Annotated in this window: 16 protein-coding genes and 1 pseudogene; 8 read left to right on the top strand and 9 right to left on the bottom strand. The window is 51.5% G+C overall.

Going from position 1 to position 20201, the window contains the following annotated elements; genetic code table 11:
• Positions 1-25: 25 nt before the first annotated feature.
• Both GY634_RS05025 and GY634_RS05020 read right to left on the bottom strand, forming a co-directional pair.
• A complete protein-coding gene (locus GY634_RS05025) occupies positions 26-1570 on the bottom strand; it encodes a Fic family protein (RefSeq protein WP_166407475.1) in 1545 nt (514 codons plus the stop codon).
• 191 nt (positions 1571-1761) lie between these two features.
• Positions 1762-2652: a response regulator transcription factor gene (locus GY634_RS05020; protein ID WP_166407474.1), complete on the bottom strand. Its 891-nt coding sequence runs from the start codon at positions 2650-2652 to the stop codon at positions 1762-1764.
• Positions 2653-2906: 254 nt separating this feature from the next.
• Here GY634_RS05020 and GY634_RS05015 point away from each other — a divergent pair, with 254 nt between their 5' ends.
• The 5 genes from GY634_RS05015 (at position 2907) to GY634_RS04995 (ending at position 7596) form a co-directional block, all read left to right on the top strand.
• Entirely contained in the window at positions 2907-3692 is a 786-nt protein-coding gene (locus tag GY634_RS05015; protein ID WP_166407473.1) for an ABC transporter substrate-binding protein, read from the top strand.
• Positions 3693-3782: 90 nt separating this feature from the next.
• Positions 3783-4457, top strand: a complete 675-nt coding sequence (locus tag GY634_RS05010) for an amino acid ABC transporter permease (RefSeq protein ID WP_166407472.1) — start codon at positions 3783-3785, stop codon at positions 4455-4457.
• A complete protein-coding gene (locus GY634_RS05005; protein ID WP_278249009.1) occupies positions 4457-5227 on the top strand; it encodes an amino acid ABC transporter ATP-binding protein in 771 nt (256 codons plus the stop codon). Before GY634_RS05010 ends, GY634_RS05005 begins: the two co-directional genes overlap by 1 nt.
• Positions 5228-5245: 18 nt before the next feature.
• Positions 5246-6424, top strand: coding sequence for a pyridoxal phosphate-dependent aminotransferase (locus GY634_RS05000; protein WP_166407471.1), 1179 nt, complete (start codon positions 5246-5248; stop codon positions 6422-6424).
• A gap of 116 nt (positions 6425-6540) precedes the next feature.
• A complete protein-coding gene (locus tag GY634_RS04995; RefSeq protein WP_166407470.1) occupies positions 6541-7596 on the top strand; it encodes a DUF72 domain-containing protein in 1056 nt (351 codons plus the stop codon).
• Between the two features lie 9 nt (positions 7597-7605).
• Here GY634_RS04995 and GY634_RS04990 read toward each other — a convergent pair whose 3' ends face one another.
• From GY634_RS04990 to GY634_RS04980, 3 genes are all read right to left on the bottom strand, one after another.
• Positions 7606-8034, bottom strand: a complete 429-nt coding sequence (locus GY634_RS04990; protein WP_166407469.1) for a hypothetical protein — start codon at positions 8032-8034, stop codon at positions 7606-7608.
• Positions 8035-8037: 3 nt separating this feature from the next.
• Positions 8038-8544 carry an energy transducer TonB gene (locus GY634_RS04985; protein WP_278249008.1) on the bottom strand — a complete coding sequence of 169 codons (507 nt, stop codon included), beginning with the start codon at positions 8542-8544 and terminating at the stop codon, positions 8038-8040.
• 115 nt (positions 8545-8659) lie between these two features.
• Positions 8660-12001, bottom strand: a complete 3342-nt coding sequence (locus GY634_RS04980) for an autotransporter family protein (RefSeq protein WP_166407467.1) — start codon at positions 11999-12001, stop codon at positions 8660-8662.
• Between the two features lie 480 nt (positions 12002-12481).
• Here GY634_RS04980 and GY634_RS04975 point away from each other — a divergent pair.
• The 3 genes and pseudogenes from GY634_RS04975 to GY634_RS04965 form a co-directional block, all read left to right on the top strand.
• Positions 12482-12907 (top strand): annotated as a pseudogene (locus GY634_RS04975) (RNA polymerase sigma factor); the annotation flags it as partial.
• Between the two features lie 85 nt (positions 12908-12992).
• Positions 12993-13985: a FecR family protein gene (locus GY634_RS04970; RefSeq protein ID WP_166407466.1), complete on the top strand. Its 993-nt coding sequence runs from the start codon at positions 12993-12995 to the stop codon at positions 13983-13985.
• A gap of 208 nt (positions 13986-14193) precedes the next feature.
• Entirely contained in the window at positions 14194-16527 is a 2334-nt protein-coding gene (locus GY634_RS04965; RefSeq protein ID WP_166407465.1) for a TonB-dependent siderophore receptor, read from the top strand.
• 21 nt (positions 16528-16548) lie between these two features.
• On the opposite strand, the gene GY634_RS04960 is transcribed toward GY634_RS04965, so the two are convergent.
• From GY634_RS04960 to GY634_RS04945, 4 genes are all read right to left on the bottom strand, one after another.
• Positions 16549-16947, bottom strand: a complete 399-nt coding sequence (locus GY634_RS04960; protein WP_166407464.1) for a type II toxin-antitoxin system VapC family toxin — start codon at positions 16945-16947, stop codon at positions 16549-16551.
• Positions 16947-17201 carry an AbrB/MazE/SpoVT family DNA-binding domain-containing protein gene (locus GY634_RS04955; protein ID WP_166407463.1) on the bottom strand — a complete coding sequence of 85 codons (255 nt, stop codon included), beginning with the start codon at positions 17199-17201 and terminating at the stop codon, positions 16947-16949. Before GY634_RS04955 ends, GY634_RS04960 begins: the two co-directional genes overlap by 1 nt.
• Positions 17202-17324: 123 nt before the next feature.
• Entirely contained in the window at positions 17325-17966 is a 642-nt protein-coding gene (locus GY634_RS04950; protein WP_166407462.1) for a hypothetical protein, read from the bottom strand.
• A gap of 116 nt (positions 17967-18082) precedes the next feature.
• Complete coding sequence (locus tag GY634_RS04945) at positions 18083-19915, bottom strand: ABC transporter ATP-binding protein (protein ID WP_166407461.1); 1833 nt, start codon at positions 19913-19915, stop codon at positions 18083-18085.
• Between the last annotated feature and the right edge of the window lie 286 nt (positions 19916-20201).

The raw sequence follows: 20201 nt of genomic DNA, 5'->3' as shown, positions 1-20201 counted from the left end.
TGGGCCTTTTTCTATAGCGCGGTGCTCAATCGCTTGCATCGTTGTTGCTGCTATCTTCAAAAGCGGAACGGATAGCATCCAGGATACGTCCTGATCGGTATTCATTATCTAGTTGAGGGTACTGCTTTTTGAGCTTGGTTGAGATTTTCCAGCCATTTTCTCTTACGGAGCGGATGATACGATTGGCATCCAGATCAGGCATCTCCAAAATCTCTTTAAGTCGCTCCTGAGCTAGCTGGAAAATTACCAGTACTCTGGCTTCCTCAGCCATGTCTGTCTGAACTGTATGTGCGACAACCTTCGAGGTGTATAGCACATGCGAAGTAAGGTCTGGATAGTTCCAGGCAAATCGCGCGTCCTCGTAGTCGTCGAAGACAAAGTTGCTGAGTGTCCCATCTTCGTAGGTTAGCATTTCACCGAAGTGATAGGAGGTGGCGTATCGCCTCATAAAAGAGCGTGAGAACCCCTCTAGGGTACGGTCATAGCCAGCGCGGAACTCGGTCGAACTGGTGATAGTGGCCGAGACAGGCAAGATTACGCCGTCTGGCACGGCCTTGTCTCTGGCGAGGGTGTCGTTAATCAGGAAGCGGTGGATTCGGCCATTACCATCCCGCATCGGGTGGATATAGACGAAACCGAAAGCGAGTACAGCGGCACGAGCTAGTGACTCGGTTCCTCGGGTTGTTTGCTCAAATACGTTTAGTCCTTCAAGCATAGGTGCCAGATCGTCGAAGTGTGGTGCGATATAGTGCACAATGTCTTCGCGCATTGTGGCTTGCCCCACGAAAACGGGGGAGCGGCGCAGCCCCAACCCCAAAGCGTCGTTCCCTAAGATGGCAGCTTGCAAAGTATGCAGGCTCTGGTCGCTTAGCGGGTCTTGGACATGGCCGCAGTATTGTGCGATGACATGGGCAAAGCGTTGGATCCGATCAGTTTGGTCCGCCTCTTTCTCTATTAGAAAACTTGCGCGAGATTCCTTGAACGTTAACCAGCTAGCAGTCCGCATGAGAATATCAGCGCCGTAAGTGCGATCCAACTCGTTTAGTGCAGCGCCGAGATTGAATTGCAGTGCCTCCTGAATTTCAACTGTGCGGCGGATAATAGGGCAGAAGTTTGCTGTGCCGGGCAAATTATTGTTAATTCGCCAGCGCCGCACGCGAGTCGGTTCGGTGCGGGTGAGGTATTGATCTGAGGAGATCGCATCGATGTAACCGCCATTGGTAACGTCGGGGACGTCCAATTGTTTTCCTGTCAGCCACTCGTAGAGGAAACCTGTGCGGCGTGCGTACTGGCCGAAAGGCTCGTTTCTGCACCACGTCTCGATCAGTGCTGGATCGAGCGCAGCGAACAAGCGCGCAAAGAACTCCAGGTGGATTTCTTCGTACTTTAGGCCAAACTCGAAATGACCAGCGAAATCGTCAGTTGGTCTATAGGCAGGGGGGTAATGGTTTTCTATCTGCTCCCCAGTGTCGCGGCTCGCTCGCCCCGTACCGATTATTGAATCGATGCGCAATGGTTGCGCCAGCGTGATGCTGTGCTGTTTGGCAAGAGCTTTAAAACCAACCTGCATGACAAAAATCCTTTAACGGATAGCCAAAAATAGTAATATTTGATGGGTTTTAATATAAAACGATAATTCACATACTATCTTAAAAATGCTAGCGTCACCCATAAAACGTTAATAAAATGATCAAACAAGAATAAAACGTTAATATTTTTTGGTTTCCCGTGTTGATGAGGGCAGCATAGTTAAGCACCAAATTATGGTTGGTACATGGATGCTAAGTGCGGGTTTACTACGCTTACTACGGTCTGAGTTTCATTGGCGAAAGGCACGCGTACCGAGGTCGCTATGTCGTCTAGAAAACGTGAGACTAGTTCTACAGTGGTCGATATTTCCAGCTTGAGATAGGCATTTTTTCGATGTGTTTTGACAGTCTCGGTACTGATTTTGAGTTTCTCAGAGATTTCCTTAGAGCTGTAACCTTTAAGGATGAGTCCTACGATTTCAGCTTCTCGAGGCGAGAGAAACTCGCTGAGACTATGTATCCCCATTCGGTATAGACGCTCCCGAGGCGATGATTGCCGGTTAGCTAACCATGTACTCAGATAACGAGTGAGTAGCGACTGAACTAGTGGAAATAAGCCCGCTAGTTTTGACACCTCGTCAGATGTGAATGTCGCGTGGCCATGGCGGTATATCCCCACTTGAAGCGTCCGTTCAGCATCGAGTTGCAAGGTGATGTCCAACTCCGTGAGCGAGTTAGGAAAGCCCTGCGTGATATACCCGATTTCCTCATTTCCGCAGAGACGAATGCTATCGGATTCGTGCTCTGGTCGTTGTAGGAATGCGGATCGACTGAGCTCGCGCATGAAGTAAATACCGTTGCTTATACCCTTTAGATGATGTTGATAGAAAGGGTGGTAGCGGAATGTGTCGCTAGAGAAACGGTGTAATGATCGTTCACCCACCTCGGTGGGGAAGTTACTGCAAAGGTAAGTAGGGGCTGTGGTCTTGTCATAGAGGAACAAGGCATATAGGTCAAAGGAGACAATCGTGTTTAGGCAGTCCAACAGCAAGGTTGGTAAGTCCTCGTGGTCGAGTGCGTCCACTAACTGGCTCATTTGCATCGTTGAAATTGCGGCAGACATGCAGAACCTCTAGCGTATGGCTGGTTAGATACCCAGTGAAAATAGCAAATCGTCCTGTGGTGAGCAACGATATACCCGCTGATCGGTCCGAACCGAGGGTATTCTCTAGCACTAATGATTACTGCTAACAACGCGTGCTGTAACGGCGCATTGTTGAATGCTCCTTCCTCCCCCAAAGGGGGGATAGTCGACTTTGTAGACCTATTGTTACTTTAGGCCTGATTAATTAGAAAGTTAATAACAGGAGGAGAGACATGAGAACAATCTGGAGAGCATCGGCAGCAGCGGCCATTTTATCTTTGGTGTCCGCAGCGAGCCTGGCGGCAGATATTCGGGTAGCGGTGAATCAGGCCAACCCGCCATATGAGTTTGAGGACCAAAACGGGGTGTTGACTGGTTTTGAAGTTGAGGTTGTTAACACCGTGGCGCAGCGTCTGAATAAGTCCATCGAGTATTCATCGATGCCGTTTAATATGCTGTTTGCTGCTGTTCAGTCCGGCAGAGCGGATATTGCCCTTGGTGGTATTACTATTACGCCGAAGCGCTTAGAAAGCGTGGCCTTTACCCAGCCTTTTATCGATTCTAACCAGTGCGTCACCGCACTGTCCAAGGGAGATATCACACATATTGAACAGCTAGCGGGACACGAATTAGGTGTCATTACCGGTACTGTGGGCGAAATATGGGCCAGTAAGGCGTTGGAAGAAAACGGCTTCAAAGAGATTCGACGCTACGACGGCAACATCGAGCCAATGATGGATCTGGCCTCGGGACGAACCAGCGCGACAGTGAACGACTGCCCGATCACAGCTTGGTACATCCGGGACAAACCGCAGTTCAACATCATTTATGAAGTCTCTACGGGCGACAAGAATGCCCTGATGTTACCTAAGAATAGCCCCATTCTGACTGAGATCGACGGTGAGCTTGCCAGCATGAAGGCGGACGGCACCTTAGCGGCCATCTACAAAAAATGGTTCAACGTTGATGCAGGGGCGGACTCCAGCACGGTGAAGGTCGAGCCCATTCCAAAACTATAAAAAGAATGTGCTGAGCCACTCTGGCGCCTGTTGCAGGCGCCAGAGACATGCTGATGATGCGGCAATGTCGTGTATAGACTGGAGTTGTACATGGGTTTGATTGAGACATTTTTTAATCTTGAGGTATTGGCTGATTCCATCGGCTCGCTGCTGAGCGGCTTCAAGTTGACCATTCTTCTAGGTTTCACCAGCTTGATACTGGCGACTGTCATGGGGCTGATTTTGGTCGTGGTGCGGCTCTACGCCATCCGACCGTTGCAGTACGTGGCGATTATCTTGATTGATGTGCTACGCGCGATCCCACTGTTGGTGCTGCTGGTCATTGTTTACTACGCGTTGCCGTTTGTGGGGCTGCGGCTACCGCCATTCTGGGCGGCGACTACGGCGCTATCGTTGGTGGCTGCAGCCTATATTGCCGAGACGTTTAGGGCGGGTATAGAGGCTGTGCCAGCAGGGCAGATCGAAGCTGCCAAGGCGCTGGGTTTTTCGTGGTGGCGAATGATGACTGACATCGTGCTGCCACAGGCTGTGCGTTTCACCATTCCGCCGGGTACTGGCATTGCCATTAGCTTGATTAAGGACACTGCACTGGCTTCTGTTGTGGCTATGCCGGATCTGTTGAAACAGGCTACTCAGGCGCAGGCCTATTTCGCCAACCCCTCGCCCCTCATTGGCGCTGCGATTCTCTATTTACTGTTGCTGCTGCCGCTGGTGCGGGTGGTCAGTGTTATAGAAGCCAAACAGAAGAGACAGGGGGCACGGTAATGCACGCATCACAACATAGCTCGCCGCTGATCAGTATCAAGAACTTAGATAAACATTACGGCACTTTTCAGGCGCTGACTGATATTAACCTCGACGTGGCCCGTGGCGAGGTGATTGCTTTGATTGGTCCTTCGGGTTCTGGAAAGTCTACGCTGGTGCGCTGTATCAATCTGCTGGAGGAATACGAGGGTGGCTCGATTGATGTGGGTGGGGTGAGGGTATGCAATGACAGCAACCTTGCCAAAGTGCGCGCTGAGGTCGGCATGGTCTTTCAGCAATTCAATCTATTTCCGCATATGAGTGCGTTGAAAAACGTAGCATTGGCCCCCGTGCGTGTACGCGGTCTGTCTTGGGGGGAGGCCAATGCACGGGCCGAGGTGTTGCTGGAGCGCGTGGGCTTAAAGGCGCACCAGCATAAGCGTCCAGGACAGTTGTCGGGAGGGCAACAGCAGCGTGTGGCCATTGCTCGGGCGTTGGCGATGAAGCCTGAGCTGTTGCTGTTCGATGAACCTACGTCCGCATTGGATCCTGAGATGGTCCAGGAGGTGCTGGATGTGATTCAGGACATCGCAAAGACAGGCGTTACCTTGTTGATCGTGACCCATGAAATGTCGTTCGCCAGACAGGTGGCTGACCGGATCGTCTTTATGGAAGAAGGACAAATCGTTGAAATTGCGCCACCCAGAATTTTTTTTGAGAGCCCAGCATCGGATCGCGCACGAGCCTTCATCCGTACCTCGACGAGAGCATTGCACTCGCTTTCAACTTGAAATTTAGGAACTGTTACGATGACTACCAATTTTCAACTACTGCATGCTCGAGCCACCACTCAGTCTCTAGGTGCTTCGCCTATACGTGAAGTGGCCAACGCCGCCATGGGACGCAGCGATATACTGCCATTTTGGTTCGGTGAGTCGGATCAACCGACGGCGGCGTTCATTCGTCAAGCAGCCAAAGAAGCACTCGACCGAGGTGAAACCCGTTATGCGGAGAACCTTGGCCGCCCCTATTTGAGGCACGCCTTGTCCGACTATTTGAGTAAGCTCCATGGCATGGAGATTGGTGTTGATCGTCTGGCTATCTGTGGCTCTGGCGTGTCGGCAGTGATGCTTGCCGCCCAGTTGTTGCTTGAGCCGGGGGATCGTGTCGTAGCCATTACTCCGCTTTGGCCGAACCTGACCGAGATTCCGACGATTTTGGGGGCGAGAGTCACGCGGTTCCCGCTGTCGGTTAGCAATGATCGCTGGAGTCTGGATGTCGAGAGACTGCTGCAGACCTTGACTCCAGACACGCGGGTACTGTTACTGAACTCTCCGAACAATCCCACGGGTTGGAGTATTGATGAGGCGGAGATTGCTCCTATACTCGCCCACTGTCGCAAGTATGGCATCTGGATTATTTGCGACGATGTTTACGAGCGCCTTGTTTATGACCTGAGTGTGCCCTCTGCTCCTTCGTTTCTGCGGCATTACGAACCGGGTGATCGCATTATTTCGGTGAATAGTTTCTCGAAGGCTTGGTCGATGACAGGTTGGCGCATGGGCTGGCTGGTGGTCCCGCCAGAGCTTATTGCCGATTTGTCCAAACTGATCGAGTACAACAGTTCTTGCGTATTTGATCCAGTGCAGCAGGCTGGTAGGATAGCGTTGTCTCAAGGAGAGGCGGAGGTGGCGGCGTTGCGGGTGCGCTTGGTGGAAACCAGAAGCATGTTGGTAGGCGCTTTGCAAGTAATCCCCGAGATAGAGGTACCAGATGCTGGTGGAGCTATGTATGTGTTTTTCAGAATTGCTGGGTATGAGGATTCGAAGGCGTTAGCGCATCAACTGGTAGAAAAAGTCGGGCTAGGTCTTGCACCTGGTATTGCGTTCGGCACGGAGGCTTCAAGCTGGCTACGTTGGTGCCATGCCACCACGCAGGAGCGCTTGCAGGAGGGGGTTGAACGGCTGCGGCTATTTCTTTCTAGATAGTCGACAAAGGCAGGCAAGCCCAACCCTGATACCTCTTTAATATACTTCTTGCCTGTCCGCTATAGCAGGGATGCTGTATGGTAGTACCCAAACTTCATTCCGTATTTATAACCAGTATGCAAGACGATCTTTTCGGCAATGCGCTGCCGTTGCCCGAGGCTCCCGCCGCTACGCAGGCGACTTCACGTAAGAAATCTACGACTGCCGCACGCAAAGGCACAGCCAAGGTGCAGTTAGCTCCGGCAGCTCAAGAGTGGGAATCGCTTGCACAGCAGCTTCCAGAGCAATTGCGTTGTGGTGTGTCTACGTGGTCGTACCCCGGTTGGCAGGGGTTGATATGGGGTGACGAGTACGATCATAGCGTGTTGTCTAAGCACGGTTTAGGGGCGTATCATCAGCATCCGCTGTTACGCACCGTGTGTGTAGATCGCACTTTTTGGCGTCCGTTAACGGCTAGTCAGTATGCGGCGTATGCTGGGCAGGTGGATGATGATTTTCGCTTTGTGGTGAAATGCCCAGCCAGTATTACCGATGCGCAGGTGCGTAGCGAGGAAGGGCGGTCGCGCGAACTTAACCCCCGATTTCTTGATCCAGCGTTAGCCATACAGGATTTTGTGCGGCCTACCCTAGAGGGCTTGCGGGATAAGCTAGGCGTGTTGGTGTTTCAGCTAAGCCCACTACCTTTGGGGTGGCTAACTAGGCCCGCAGAATTGTTTGAAAAAATGGGCATTATGCTGGCGGCTGTGCGAGAGGCCTTGTCTGACGATGAACAGGTAATCATCGCGGTAGAGGTGCGAGACCCTGAACTTTTAGGGCAAGCTTTGGTGGACACATTAAAGGCGCATGGCGCCACGTTCTGCTTGGGGCTGCATGGAAAAATGCCACCCATAGAAGCTCAGTTGCCCATATTGCGTGCGCTATGGCCGGGGCCGTTGGTCTGTAGGTGGAGCCTGAACCGTATTTTCGGTGCCTACGGTTATGCTGATGCGCAGAAAAAGCACGATCCCTTCGATACTATTCTTAGCGAGGATATTGCTACGCGCGAGGTGTTGGCGCGTACGATCCGTGGGATTACTGGGGCAGGCCAGCCAGCGTATGTGACCATCAGCAATGATGCCGAGGGCAGTGCGCCGCTGTCTATCCAAAAGCTGGCGCAGGCTATTGCGACATAGCGTTAGCCGCTAGGCCAGAGCGATGTGTTGTATCCCTAAATGATGCGATAGCTCGCGCACGATCAGCAGATAGCTAAAGAAATTCTTATCGTCGGGAAACTCGCCCTCACGCATAGGGCTACCCGATACTACATCGGCCATCCTATTAAACAGGCGCTCTAACTCTAGTTGGCTAAGTGCCTGTTCGCTACCCACCCTACGAGCTATGTCTTGCAGATAAGCATCAGCACACACTTGATTTGAGGCTAGCTGTTGTAGCTCAGGCATGGCCTCAATGTAGTCTTCTACCGTTGCAATCGCCATTTCTACTTCGTATGGCGTTGGGGGCGTGTGATGAAAACAGTGCTGTGCAAGTGTGCGGTAGCCAATGGCTAAGGATAGCGCTGGCTGTGCGAACCTAATGTGATCTTCGCCAATAGAAAACATGGTATTTCCCATTTATTAGCGCTCTTTTTTCGATAGCGACTTTAGAAACTCAGAAAACTCATCTGCAGCGGGTGACGGTTTGACCTTGGGGCGTACAGTAGGCGGGTTATAGGGGTGAGGGGTTGGAGTATCGAGATGGAAATCAACAGGTATTGCAAAGGCTACGCTGTCTTTATCAGCCATTTCCTCAGGGAAGGGGGGGAAGTGCCTAACTCGTCTAATGGCGTTTAGTACAGCACTGTCCAAGTCTCGGCTTCCTGCGGATTCAACTATCTCAAGTGACTCTACAGAGCCATCACGCTTTAACGTTAGATGCACCACTACCTTACCCGACGCACCTTCGATGCGGGCGTTAGGGGGGTAGACTACATTTCTAGAGATAAGAGAGCGCACCTGATGTTGCCACCTCTGCTCTGCTGCAGATTCTTGGGGAGCAGTGGCGTGTGCTGCAGACGAAAGCGTGCAGAGCGAGAGGAAGCAGGCGTATAGCCAATGTCTGATTCGTGTAGACGCGTTGCCCATGGCTACCTTCAGAATAAAAACGGGGAGAAAGTACGATAGCTTACTTTCTCCCCGTTTAAAAATATAGCGTTGTGATGCTTCATTCACCTAACACGATGGTGAAGTTTGCGTTTGTTTACCAGCTATACCCCAGCTTCAACATGCCACCATAACCACGCTGGCTATGGTTTCCAGTTTGCCCAAACAGGTGAGCGGATACAGCGATGTTTTGGCTAACCTGTCCTTGTACGCCTACTTTTAGTTCCAGAGCATTGCGGGATGGTAGGGCGTTAAGGGTGTTGGTGCCCATTTTGACTGATGCGGTGTCGCCACTGTAGAGCCAGTTAGCCTCTACAAAAGGCAGCAAGCTAGGTTGATCTGTACCGGGTTTGGCATGTGGGTAGAGCCTGACGCCAACACGGGTGTCTACAGTGTTGTCTTTGCCACTGCGCAGTCTAGTACCGGCTAAGGTAGCGTCTTTGGCATCGTAGTGGTTATAGATAACTTGTGCATTGGGTTCCACGACTACGTTACCTAGCGCTGAATCAGCCGAGAAAGGCATAAAAGCATAGCCAGACTCTATGGATGCAGACCATAGGTTTGAGCGGTAGCTTTCAGAGCCCAACTCGCTACTGATGCGATTAGAGTAGCGTCCATATTGCAGCCACGCATTACCGTAAGCGCCTAAGCGGGTGCTGTCGTTTTGGTAAAGCGTGCCATACACGCCTAAGGAAAAGCCCGAGACTTTACCGCGTGAGCGTACCGTTGAACTTTGTCCAGAACCGGGGGCGTACATGGTAGAGGTTGAACGTGTGCTGGCATCACCATAGCCTGCCATAACGCCAGCATACAGCGCTGCATCAGTACCTACTGCGCTACGCACTACCTCGCCACCCAACTGCAGCACGGTGCTATCGGTTTTGACGCGTACATTACCTTCTGTCATACGTAGGCCGCTGTCGTGACGGCTTTCGGCGCGTGCCCACATGTTGCGACCATCGCTTAAGGCCGCAGAGTCGCTAGTCATTGCGGCGCGATCGTGCAGGGAGTGCCTGAACATTCGTGTTGTGGCGCGTACGTTACCTATATAGGCACCGCTTTCGGGCGATACATTTTTGAACGCGGGGCCTACGGGGGGAGAGATAACCGGTGGTTCAATTGGTGGCTCTACGGGTGGTTCGGGATCCACAGGTGGTTCTGGGTCTACAGGCGGCTCAGGATCAACGGGTGGTTCTGGGTCTACTGGCGGTGTGTACTCAGACGTTAAATACCAGTGGTCTTCAGTACCGCCGTTACCACCACGAATCAGACTGTAGTCATAGCCATTTACGGCAACGGTGGTGGTGCTAGACCTATATCCGGTGGAGCCACTGTCTAAGTGGAATGCATCGGTAGTGGTGGTCCCGCCGTTGATGGTTTCTACCAGTTTGATGCCTTCTACGGTTTGGCCGCCAGCCCCACCGGCGTTGATCACACGTAGAGCGGTGTTGCCCGAGGTGGTACCGCCATCAATGATGAGTTTGTCAGTGGGTGAGCTGTCATCCCCCAGTTTGGTGTTCATGACTAGTGTGCCGCCACCCACGTAGTCCTTGACGGTTAGGGTTTTGAAGTGGCCGCTCGCACCGGGCGACACAAAGGCCACCACGCCAGCGTTATTAAGCGAATCTACCGTTGAGTTACCACGAACATTCCATGTGCTGGATTGATCCACGGCCAAGCTGTTAACGCGACCACCATTGCGCTCGCGTAATGCGCCAGTGAGTACAGAGTTGTCGTTAAGCCTAATATCAACAACGCCGCTGTCCATGAGCACATCACCAGTTAACGTAGCTTTAGTGGCATCTATATTCACCTGCTCAGTGTCCAGTACGGTTTCTACACCGCCGCTAGTAATGGTCACTGCCCGGGCATGCAGTAGTATGCCGTCATCGTCTACGCCACCTGTGCGGGCGGTAATGCTCGCGTTGTCTAGCGTGATAGCATGACTACCACCGGTCAGTAATAAGCCAGCACCGTCTTGGGTGCTAATACTGGTACCGTTAGTGAGAGAAAAAGCATTGCTCACATTAGCAGCGGTGACGTAACTCCATATACCGCGTGCATCGGCACCCGATACATCAATGTGGGTGTTATCCAAGTTGATGTTGGTACGGTTACTCATATTAAGACCAGTGGCGTTATCACCATAGGTGGTGATGCGACTGTTGCGGGTGGAAAGTTTAGAGCCAATACCGCTTGCGAATAAACCATAGGCACCCTGGCCGTGTGTAGTGATGGTGCTGTCTTCCAAGTGAATTTCTGCACCAGATGCACGTGTAAGTGCTCCTACGGCGCTGGAGCCGAAGGTTTCTATCTGTACATTCTTGGTTTTGATGGTGGCGGAAGAACCGTACTCACGGGATACATAGAGTGCGTAGCCGTTTGTGTTCTGGGTGGTGATTTTTCCATCTTCTAAGGTGACATGGCCAGCACGGTTGTCGATGGCGATATCGGAAGAGTGAAGCTCGAATTTTTTGGCGTTTAACGAGGTGCCTACAGCAGGTAGCCATACACCGGTTCCGCTGGAGGTTCCCGTAGCTGACACAATCACGTTGTCTAAGGTAACGGCGGCATTGTTCGAATTGATATTGATACCGTAGATAAATTGGCCTGTGGCAGATAGCGTAGTATTGCGAAGGTCTGCTTTGCCATTGCTGCCGAGGTGAAGCGCAGTGCCTGCTGTGGAGGTAATGGAGCCGCCATCCATATACAGTTGTCCGGCGGTGATCCTCACACCTGCGTTGGCGTCGGTAGTGATGTGGGTGTTTGTGAGCGTTGCTACAGCGGTAGGGCCATCATAGATGTTAAGGCCGATCGCGTGGTTTGTACCGTTGATGTTGACGTTTTCTAGAGTTAGGTTGCCACTCTTTACATAGGCGCCATAAGAAAAGCTTCCGGTGACGGAAATATCTAGATTCTTGGCGATAATGCTTGAGCCTGCACCCTCAGAGCTTAAGCCGTAAGCACTGTTACCGGTCGTGATAGAGCCGCCCTCTAGCTCAATGAGACCACCATTGTAGGCCACTGCACCATGCGAGTAGGGGCTATCCGTAGAAAGCTGGGTGTTGGTTGCACGAATAAGGCTGTTTTTGCCCGTGGCATGTAATCCATGCATGCCTTGGTTGGGGCCTGTGGTGCTAATAGAACTGTTAGACAGCGTGACGGTACTACCTGCCTGAGCACGTACGCCCACGCTGCCGTTAGCTCCTTTCACGGTAATTTGGTCTGCACTTAAGCGGTTGCCTGCAACAGAAACGTCTATCGCGGCACCATAGCCAGAAAAAGTAACGGTATCACCGGGGTTAAGGGTGTGGGTTGTGCTGCCCGTGGGGTCATCAACAATGATTTGGCCGTAATCGGCTGCCCACGTAGTCGCAGGAACAGACGGCAAGAAAGCAGCAAGCAAACCCATCATGATGGGGCTTAGTCGTAGTGGCATAGGGTATCTTTAGTGAGTGAGCGGCACATGATCCAGATGGGCGTATTGCCTTATTGCCGTATGGCTTGGATGAGCTGCTCGAAGTTGTGTCGTGGCCCTATGATCTAAAAAAAAGAGAGCTTGAAATCTAAGACATTTCCTAAACGCTATCTACCTTGACGAAGGTTTACGTTTGTCGTTAGGCGACAATGCGGGCCATTTCGCTGGGGATTTGTTCGGATTGTGGCTGTTTGCTAGAAGGGCAGAAATAGGGCGCTAAATGCGGGTTGGTGTTGTAGGGATAGAACGCCGATGGCTTGATGAGGGGTGTTGCTCACTGTTGTAAATTTACTTTACTTGAAAACAGGAATGAGAATGATTGTTAATATATCGCCTTTGTCCGTTTAGCAGTCGTTTACTATGTCACGCTCCTTCACGCCTAAAAAAGGTCGGCTTGCTCACTATGGTGAGCTGGTGGCCGTGTGAACAAAATGGGCAGGAAACAAGCAGGATGCCGAGGACGCCACACAAGATGTGATGTTGCGTACTTTAGAGAATGAAGCCGGTACCTTAGTGAATACACGCGCGTATTTGCATCGCAGTGTGCATAATCGGTTGGTGGACGGCTACCGACGTGCCACTGTGTTGGATGTGGTGCCGTTACATGAGCTAGATGAAGCTGAGCACCCATTACTGACCGATCCCGATGCACAGGCTAGAACAACCGAGTTATTAGCTGCATTGAAAGTGGCCTTAGGAGCATTGCCGTTAAAGTGCAGGCAGGTGTTTTTATTGCACCGTTTAGAAGGTTATACCCAAGAAGAAATTGCAACAAAGCTGGGTATTTCAGTCAGCATGGTTGAAAAATACATGATTAGAGTTAGCCGGCACCTTAGGAAAGAGTTACAAAATCATGCGCCACATTAAGTCAGGGTTTTGCTCTTCTTGTACGTCTTACTTAATGAAGGGGTGATAGTTCTACTGATGGCGTTCCATCGGCTTCTTGCTTGTTATGCATACAGAAAACACGAATCTTCCAGATACTATTCCAGATGCTGCCGCTTATTGGTTTGCCCGTGTGCATTCCGGTAATTTGACGGCGGCCGAGCGTGAGCGCTCTATAGCGTGGCGTAGTGAGCATCCGCGCCACGAGCAAGAATATAGAGCGTTGGATCAGATTTGGCAGGCAACTAGCCTGCTGCCGGAAGACGACTTGCGTGAACTGCTAGAAGCGTCAGATACCGAGGTGTCTATACCTAACCCAACCCGACGACGATGGATAGTGGGGGCGGGTGTGGCCTGTAGTGCAGCGGTGGTGGGCGGTGTAGCGTTGTATGGGCACAAGTTAGAAACGGCAACTTCTGTCTTGCACTACGCCACTACCCAAGGGGAACAGCGGGATGTGGTGTTGCCTGACGGTTCGGTTGTAGCTATGAACGTACACAGTGAAATCACAGTACGTTATTACGAGAGTCGTCGCGTTGTAGAACTACTGCGTGGCGAGGCGGCGTTTGAGGTGGTGTCTAATCAGGGGCAGCCTTTTATTGTCGAGGCAGATGCCGTCAACGTTAGGGTAACGGGTACGGTTTTTACGGTACGTCGTGATCCTAGTGTAGTGACGGTGGCGGTGCAGTCTGGTTCGGTAGAGGTGTCTGCAGGGCAATGGTGGAGTCGCGACAGGGCGATGCTGGGTGCCAACATGGTGGCCAGTGCGTCCGAGGGCAAACCCATTAACGTGACACGCGCCGATGTGGCCATGATGACAGCCTGGCGTCAGGGCAAGGTGGTATTTAATGACCAGCCTTTAGATGAAGTCGTGCGCGAGATGAATCGCTACCTACAGCACCCCATTCGGTTAACTGACAGCAGGCTGAGGGCATTGCGTATGGCTGGGGTATTTACGATTCAAGATGCAGAAGGCTTCTTGCAAGCCTTGCAAACACATTTGCCTGTAGTGGTGGTACAGCGTCCAGATGGTAGCGTGAGTGTGTCGTTGCTGCGCTAAGTGCAGCGTGATGTCGCAGAGTATTCCTAATAAATAATAAGAATCGTTGTTGTTACAACTTTTTTTACGATTTGATTGAGGGTTTTCCTAGACTCGTCCGTCTTACTGAATAAGGGGGCTTCACATTGTGAAGAGGGCCTCATCAGGATCCTTTGGCCAAAGGGATAGGGCGTTCATACGCTAGGCATGTGTACCAAGAACAATTCTCGTGATTGATAGGAATACCACTACTGCTGCCCACGCGCACAGTAACCACCACCGTTCAACAGCGGTGCATTCTGCACGCTTACGCTGCGTAACCGTTGCTGTGTCTTTGGCCTTGTTGGGCGCATCGCCATTGCTGTATGCGCAATCTACGGCTGTTCCCATATCTATTCAGCAGCATTCGTTAAGTGATGCGCTGTTGCAATTAGGGCAGCAAACCTCGTTGCAGTTCATTTATACCTCGGACTTGGTGCGAGGGTATTCTGTGCAACCTATTACAGGTCGTATGTCGCCCGAAGAGGCCTTACGCCGTTTGTTGGCTGGCACAGGTATAGAGTATTCGCGTGATGGCAACACCATTAACTTATGGCGACCAGCCGATAGCGCCGCGCAGCTAGGTCCTATCACGGTAACGGGGCGTTCTCTGGCGACTACGGAGGACTCAGGCTCGTACGCGGCGCGTGATGTCACCATTGGTAAATCGGCGCAGTCGTTGCGTGAGATTCCGCAATCGGTGTCGGTCATGACCAGAACGCAAATGGATGACCAGGGTTTTACCCGAGTAGCCGATGCGTTGAACTACACCACGGGTATACGTAGTAGTAGCTATTCGGATACCGAGCTATTCACCAGCCGAGGCTTTAACACCAACATTCAATACGACGGTGTGCCTACGCAGCAAGGGGCATTAGGCCCCGGCGTACCGCATCACGATTTGGCTATCTATGATCGGCTTGAGGTGTTGCGTGGGCCATCGGGCTTACTGTCAGGTTCGGGAGAGCCGGGCGGTGTTATTAACTTAGTGCGCAAACGTCCTACGGATGAGTTTAGGTTTGAAGGGGCCGTCGGGGTAGGGTCCTGGGACAACTACCGAGTGGAAGCGGACATTGCAGGGCCATTAACCGAGGATGACAAGTTACGCGGTAGGTTGGTGGGTGTTTATCAAGATAAAAACCAGTTTTACTCATACGGTAAAAACAACCCACAGTTGTTGTACGGGGTACTGGAGTACGATCTGGGCGAGAACACGACGCTGGGCATTACTGGCTTATATAGCAAGATGAACTTCCGCGTGTTTAATGGTTTGCCGTTGTATGACGATGGCAGCTTACCCAGCTACGATACTTTTTTGGGCACGACCAAGCTTTCCGGTCATGAAACCTTTGAGCTGGGTGCAGACATCAAGCACCGCTTTGGCGATGGTTGGGAATTTAAAGCAAATTACAGCCACAAAGAAAACAACTACAAGGGTTATAGCGCGATGGCATTAACGCCCGTTTCAGTGGAAACAGGGCTCACCAGTGGGTGGGCAGGGCGTATTCATAACACCTTTACGTGGGATCAAATGGATGCCAATGTCAGCGGACCGTTTACGTTGTTAGGCCGTGAGCATTCGGTGACTGTGGGGTATAACTGGGCGCGCTACGACACCACCAGCAGTTCTAGATTTGGAGCTTTCCCTGATTGGGATGCCTACAATAATTTCAACTATGGTTCGGCGTTAGACCAGCCCTTATTGAATAAGAGCCAAGACATCACCACGCAGTCGGGCTTGTACGCGTCTACCCGTTTATCGTTAACGGACAACCTGACAGCCGTCTTGGGTGGTCGTTGGAGCAACTACGATCTTAAAAGCAGAGACCTAAAACCCGCCCGTTCGCCATGGCAGAAAAGCGATGCCAAAGCAGACGGCAAGTTCACGCCTTTTGCTGGGTTGGTGTTTGACGTTAATGAGCAGATCTCGGTGTACGGTAGCTATGCCGAAACCTTTGTGCCTCAGTCAGACAGTGATTACAGCGGTAAAACGTTGGAGCCACGTAAAGGCTGGCAGATGGAAGCCGGTATTAAAGGCGAGTTTCTGGATGGCCGTTTGAATACCTCGTTGGCGGTGTACCGACTACGTGATACCAACCGAGCCGTCGTGGATACAGATCATGTGGGTTGCGGTAACTCGGCAACCGGAACGTGCTACCGCGCGTCGGGCTTAGTACAAAGCCAAGGGTGGGAATTCGAGGTAGTGGGCAGCCCCATTGTGGGATGGGATCTAGGGGCAGGTTATACCTACACCGATGTACGCGTACGTGAAGACAGCGATAACGACGTCAAAGGCCAGCGTTTTAATTCCAACTTAATCCCCAAACATTTGTTCCACGTATGGAGCCAATACAAATTTGGTGCAGACGATTTTGGAGGTGGTTTGCGTGGGTGGTCGGTAGGGGCGGGTGTGCAATCCCAAAGCAACCTGTATACCAATTCGGTGTACCAAGGCGGCTACACCACGGTATCGACCAAGCTAGGTTACAAGCCTAACGAGCATTGGGAGGCCATTTTTTGTTAGGCCTGTCGCAGTGCCTCTACGTCACGCTATAAGTTTGACGCTGGCTTTGTGTGTTTTCAGAATGTTGGCTGCTTTTTTGTCGAAAGAAACAAAGGTTTTGCCACCTAGGGTCGTCCCTAGATGCCATAAAACGCCATCAGCAAAATCACCTCCGCTATTCATGAACATCAAGCCTGCATCCACTGCCAAGGCATCTGTGCATACGTTAGCTGCACTAACCAACCCTCGAATCGCAGTTTCAATGTCTGCGTCAGGTACCTTATACGCTCTGCTCAATACCCAATATAGTTCACACAGAGCAATAGGGGATACAGCGACTAGGCTTGCATCAAGCAATGCCTTTTGAGCAACTGCCGCTTGTTTAGGATCGTCAGCAACGATTGCACGAACCAACACGTTGGTGTCTGCAATGATTTCCATTACTTTTCACCTGCCCAGCCTGCGGCTACTGCCTGATTCATATCTTCTAGGCTGACTACCTTGCCGGAGGTCTTATCTTTGAGTAGGCCAAAAACGTTACTGATGGGCTGTATTTGCTGTTTGGCCTTAATGCGCAACTCACCATCAGGCAGCTTTACTACTTCAACTTTCTGGCCTTGTTGAATACCAATGTGCTGTAGCAAATCCCGTTTTAGGGTGATCTGGCCTTTTGCTGTCACGGTTAACGTTGTCATGCTGTCCTCCTGTAGAGTGTATCTATAAAGTAATGTTGATTTCCATTACCGTCAAGAGTGAAGGGACTATTCCATGACGCTACTTATTCGTCTTGCTCTAGACAACCAGCATGTTGGCAGTGCTTAGCGCAAGGCTTGAATGCTACGCACCGCTTTAGCCCCCACACCAGAAACTTGATTGTGTGTATGCGCGGCGCACAGTTGAGCAATGGATAGTAGGTGGGCAGCAGGGCGTTTGATGATCTCGTTTGCCAGCGCTTCACCTAGGTAAAAGTTATCACTGGTGGCGAGGCGTTGCAGCAAAGCAAGGTCGTTTAAGTCTATAGACGGTAATAGCGAGGGCAGTAGGTCTTCTGCTTCGTCATCGCCTGAATCCAGTAACTCAGTGATCAGCCCACTTAGCGCACGCTGGTCGTTTGCCAAAGGACTAAGAGCGGGGTGCAGTTCGCAAATCTCTTGCTCTGTTTCGTGCGCTTCTAATACCGCAGCCAAAAAGTCACTGGCGGAGGCAAACACCACGCGAGAATCATCGTCGTGCGACAAGTAATACACGCTGCTCGCCAATGGGCCAGTGGTAATCGATAGGTGATGGTTGCTGGTGTCTAGGTCGTCTACTACGTACCCACCTAATTGCCGCACCGCTGGATGAAACGAGAATTCGTCGCTGTACTCTTGTACTGCAATAGGGGACAGCAAGGCGGTCTGGCTGTAGTCGCCGTCGCTTAGTTGGTGGAAGTAGTCTTTAAGAATGGCGTTGTACGACATCAGCGGCAGTTATTACATACGTAAAAGAAGCATTGATTATACGGTGGTGATTATCGTGCTCTATATGTACAGCCAGAAAAAAGGCCCCATTGCTGGGGCCTTTTTAGCACCACTATTTATTCGTCTTGCGCTAAGAAACCGCCGCTTTGGTGGTGCCACAGGCGGGCATAGACACCGTTTAGTTTCAGCAGTTCGGCATGGCTGCCTTCTTCGATGATGTGACCTTGGTCCATCACGATCAGTCTATCCATAGCTGCAATAGTAGATAAACGGTGAGCAATAGCGATTACCGTTTTACCTGCCATGACTTCGTTCAAGCTGTCTTGAATGGCAATTTCCACTTCCGAGTCCAGCGCGCTGGTAGCCTCGTCCAGTAATAGGATGGGGGCATTTTTCAGCATGACGCGGGCAATCGCAATACGCTGGCGTTGTCCACCAGACAGTTTTACACCGCGTTCACCTACCATGGTGTCGTAGCCTGTTTTACCGTTTTGGTCGCTAAGCTGCTGGATGAATTCGTCTGCTTGGGCGCGAATGGCGGCCGCGCGTACGTCTTCGTCTGTAGCGTCAGGGTGACCGTAGGCAATGTTGTCGCGTATAGAGCGGTGCAACAACGAGGTGTCTTGCGTCACCATACCGATGGCGCTGCGCAAACTGTCTTGTGTAACGGTAGCGATATTTTGGTTATCAATACGGATCTGACCACTGTCCACATCGTAAAAGCGCAGCAACAGATTAATCAGCGTTGATTTACCAGCACCGGACCGCCCCACTAAGCCGATTTTTTCACCGGGTTTAATGTTTAGCGACAGGTTGTCTAGCACTTGGCGCTCGCCGTTGTAGTTGAAGCTCACCTGATCAAAGGCTACTTCACCACGCGTAACGTCTAACGATGTTGCCTTGGGGGCGTCTTGTACAGAAGCCGCACGGGTAAGTGTGCCCAGACCATCTTGCACCGTACCAATGTTTTCAAACATGGACGCCATTTGCCACATAATCCAGTGCGACATGCCGTTTACACGCACGGCCATCGCTGTTACTGCTGCCACAGCACCCGTACCGATTTCACCGGTATGCCAGAGTAGCAAGGCATAGCCACCGGCGCTGGCAATTAAGGCTGCAACCAGTATTTGGTTAACGATCTCAAAACCACTGATCAGGCGCATCTGCCTGTAGCCGGTCTCTTGAAAGTCTTCCATTGCAGCACGCGCAAATAGGGCTTCACGCTTGGTATGCGAAAACAGTTTGACTGTCGTGATGTTGGAGTAGGCATCGGTAATACGGCCCGTCATGGAGGATCTGGCATGGGCTTGTTCAGCACCTACATCACCCAAACGCGGCACGAAATACCACATGGTTAAGCAGAAGGCGATGATCCAAACCACAAAGGGAATGATCAGGCGTATATCAAAGCCTGCCGCCAAGGCCAGAATGGTTAAAAAGTACACCCCTATGCCCAGCACGATCTCGATGAAGGTGAATAGCACCTCTCGTACGGCTAACGCTGTTTGCATCACTTTAGTCGTGACGCGGCCCGCAAACTCGTCCGAGAAAAAGGACATGCTTTGGCGCAGCATCAGGCGGTGGAAGTTCCAACGCAATCGCAGCGGGAAGTTAATGGCCAAGGTTTGATGCTGCACGAAGGTATGTAGCGCAACCAGCACCACGCTGCCCGCCAGCACGCCACCTATGCTCCATAGCACGGTTTGTTCGCTGCCAGATAGGGGCTCGCCGGCTTGCCATACCGACAGTAAATCTACAACTTGGCCTAAGAAGGCAAACAGCCACGCTTCAAAAATGGAAACGCTGGCGCTGAAGATGGCCAATAAGGCGAGGTATTTGCGCGAACCCTGCGTGCAATACCAAAGAAACGGAAGTAATCCCTTGGGGGGGACGGCACTTTCCATTGGGGGAAAAGGGTCAACTAGACCCTCAAAGCGACGTAACACAATAACGCTCCGAAAGGGTAAGACGGAATTTTCAACAGCAGCGATCACCGAGTTGTGTGATGGCGTAAATGGTTGGTTTCAACCTAGCTGGTTAGCCAGGTTGGTGACATAAACGATGAAAAGATGGGCAGCCTGGAAACATACCGCGAGGGGGTACGGACTGCAGGGGCTCAGTAGGCCCCTAAAAAGGGATTATTGAAATTAGACTAAGTAGTCTATATCCGGATGCATGAAAGACGCAAAAGAAATCCGCAAAATGTCGTGTTTTCGCTAAGCCTAAAAGATG

The organism is Paenalcaligenes suwonensis (assembly GCF_011290505.1).
Lineage (GTDB): Bacteria > Pseudomonadota > Gammaproteobacteria > Burkholderiales > Burkholderiaceae_B > Paenalcaligenes > Paenalcaligenes suwonensis.
Note: the sequence above shows the minus strand (reverse complement) of the source record. Positions and strands in the feature narration are given on the sequence as shown.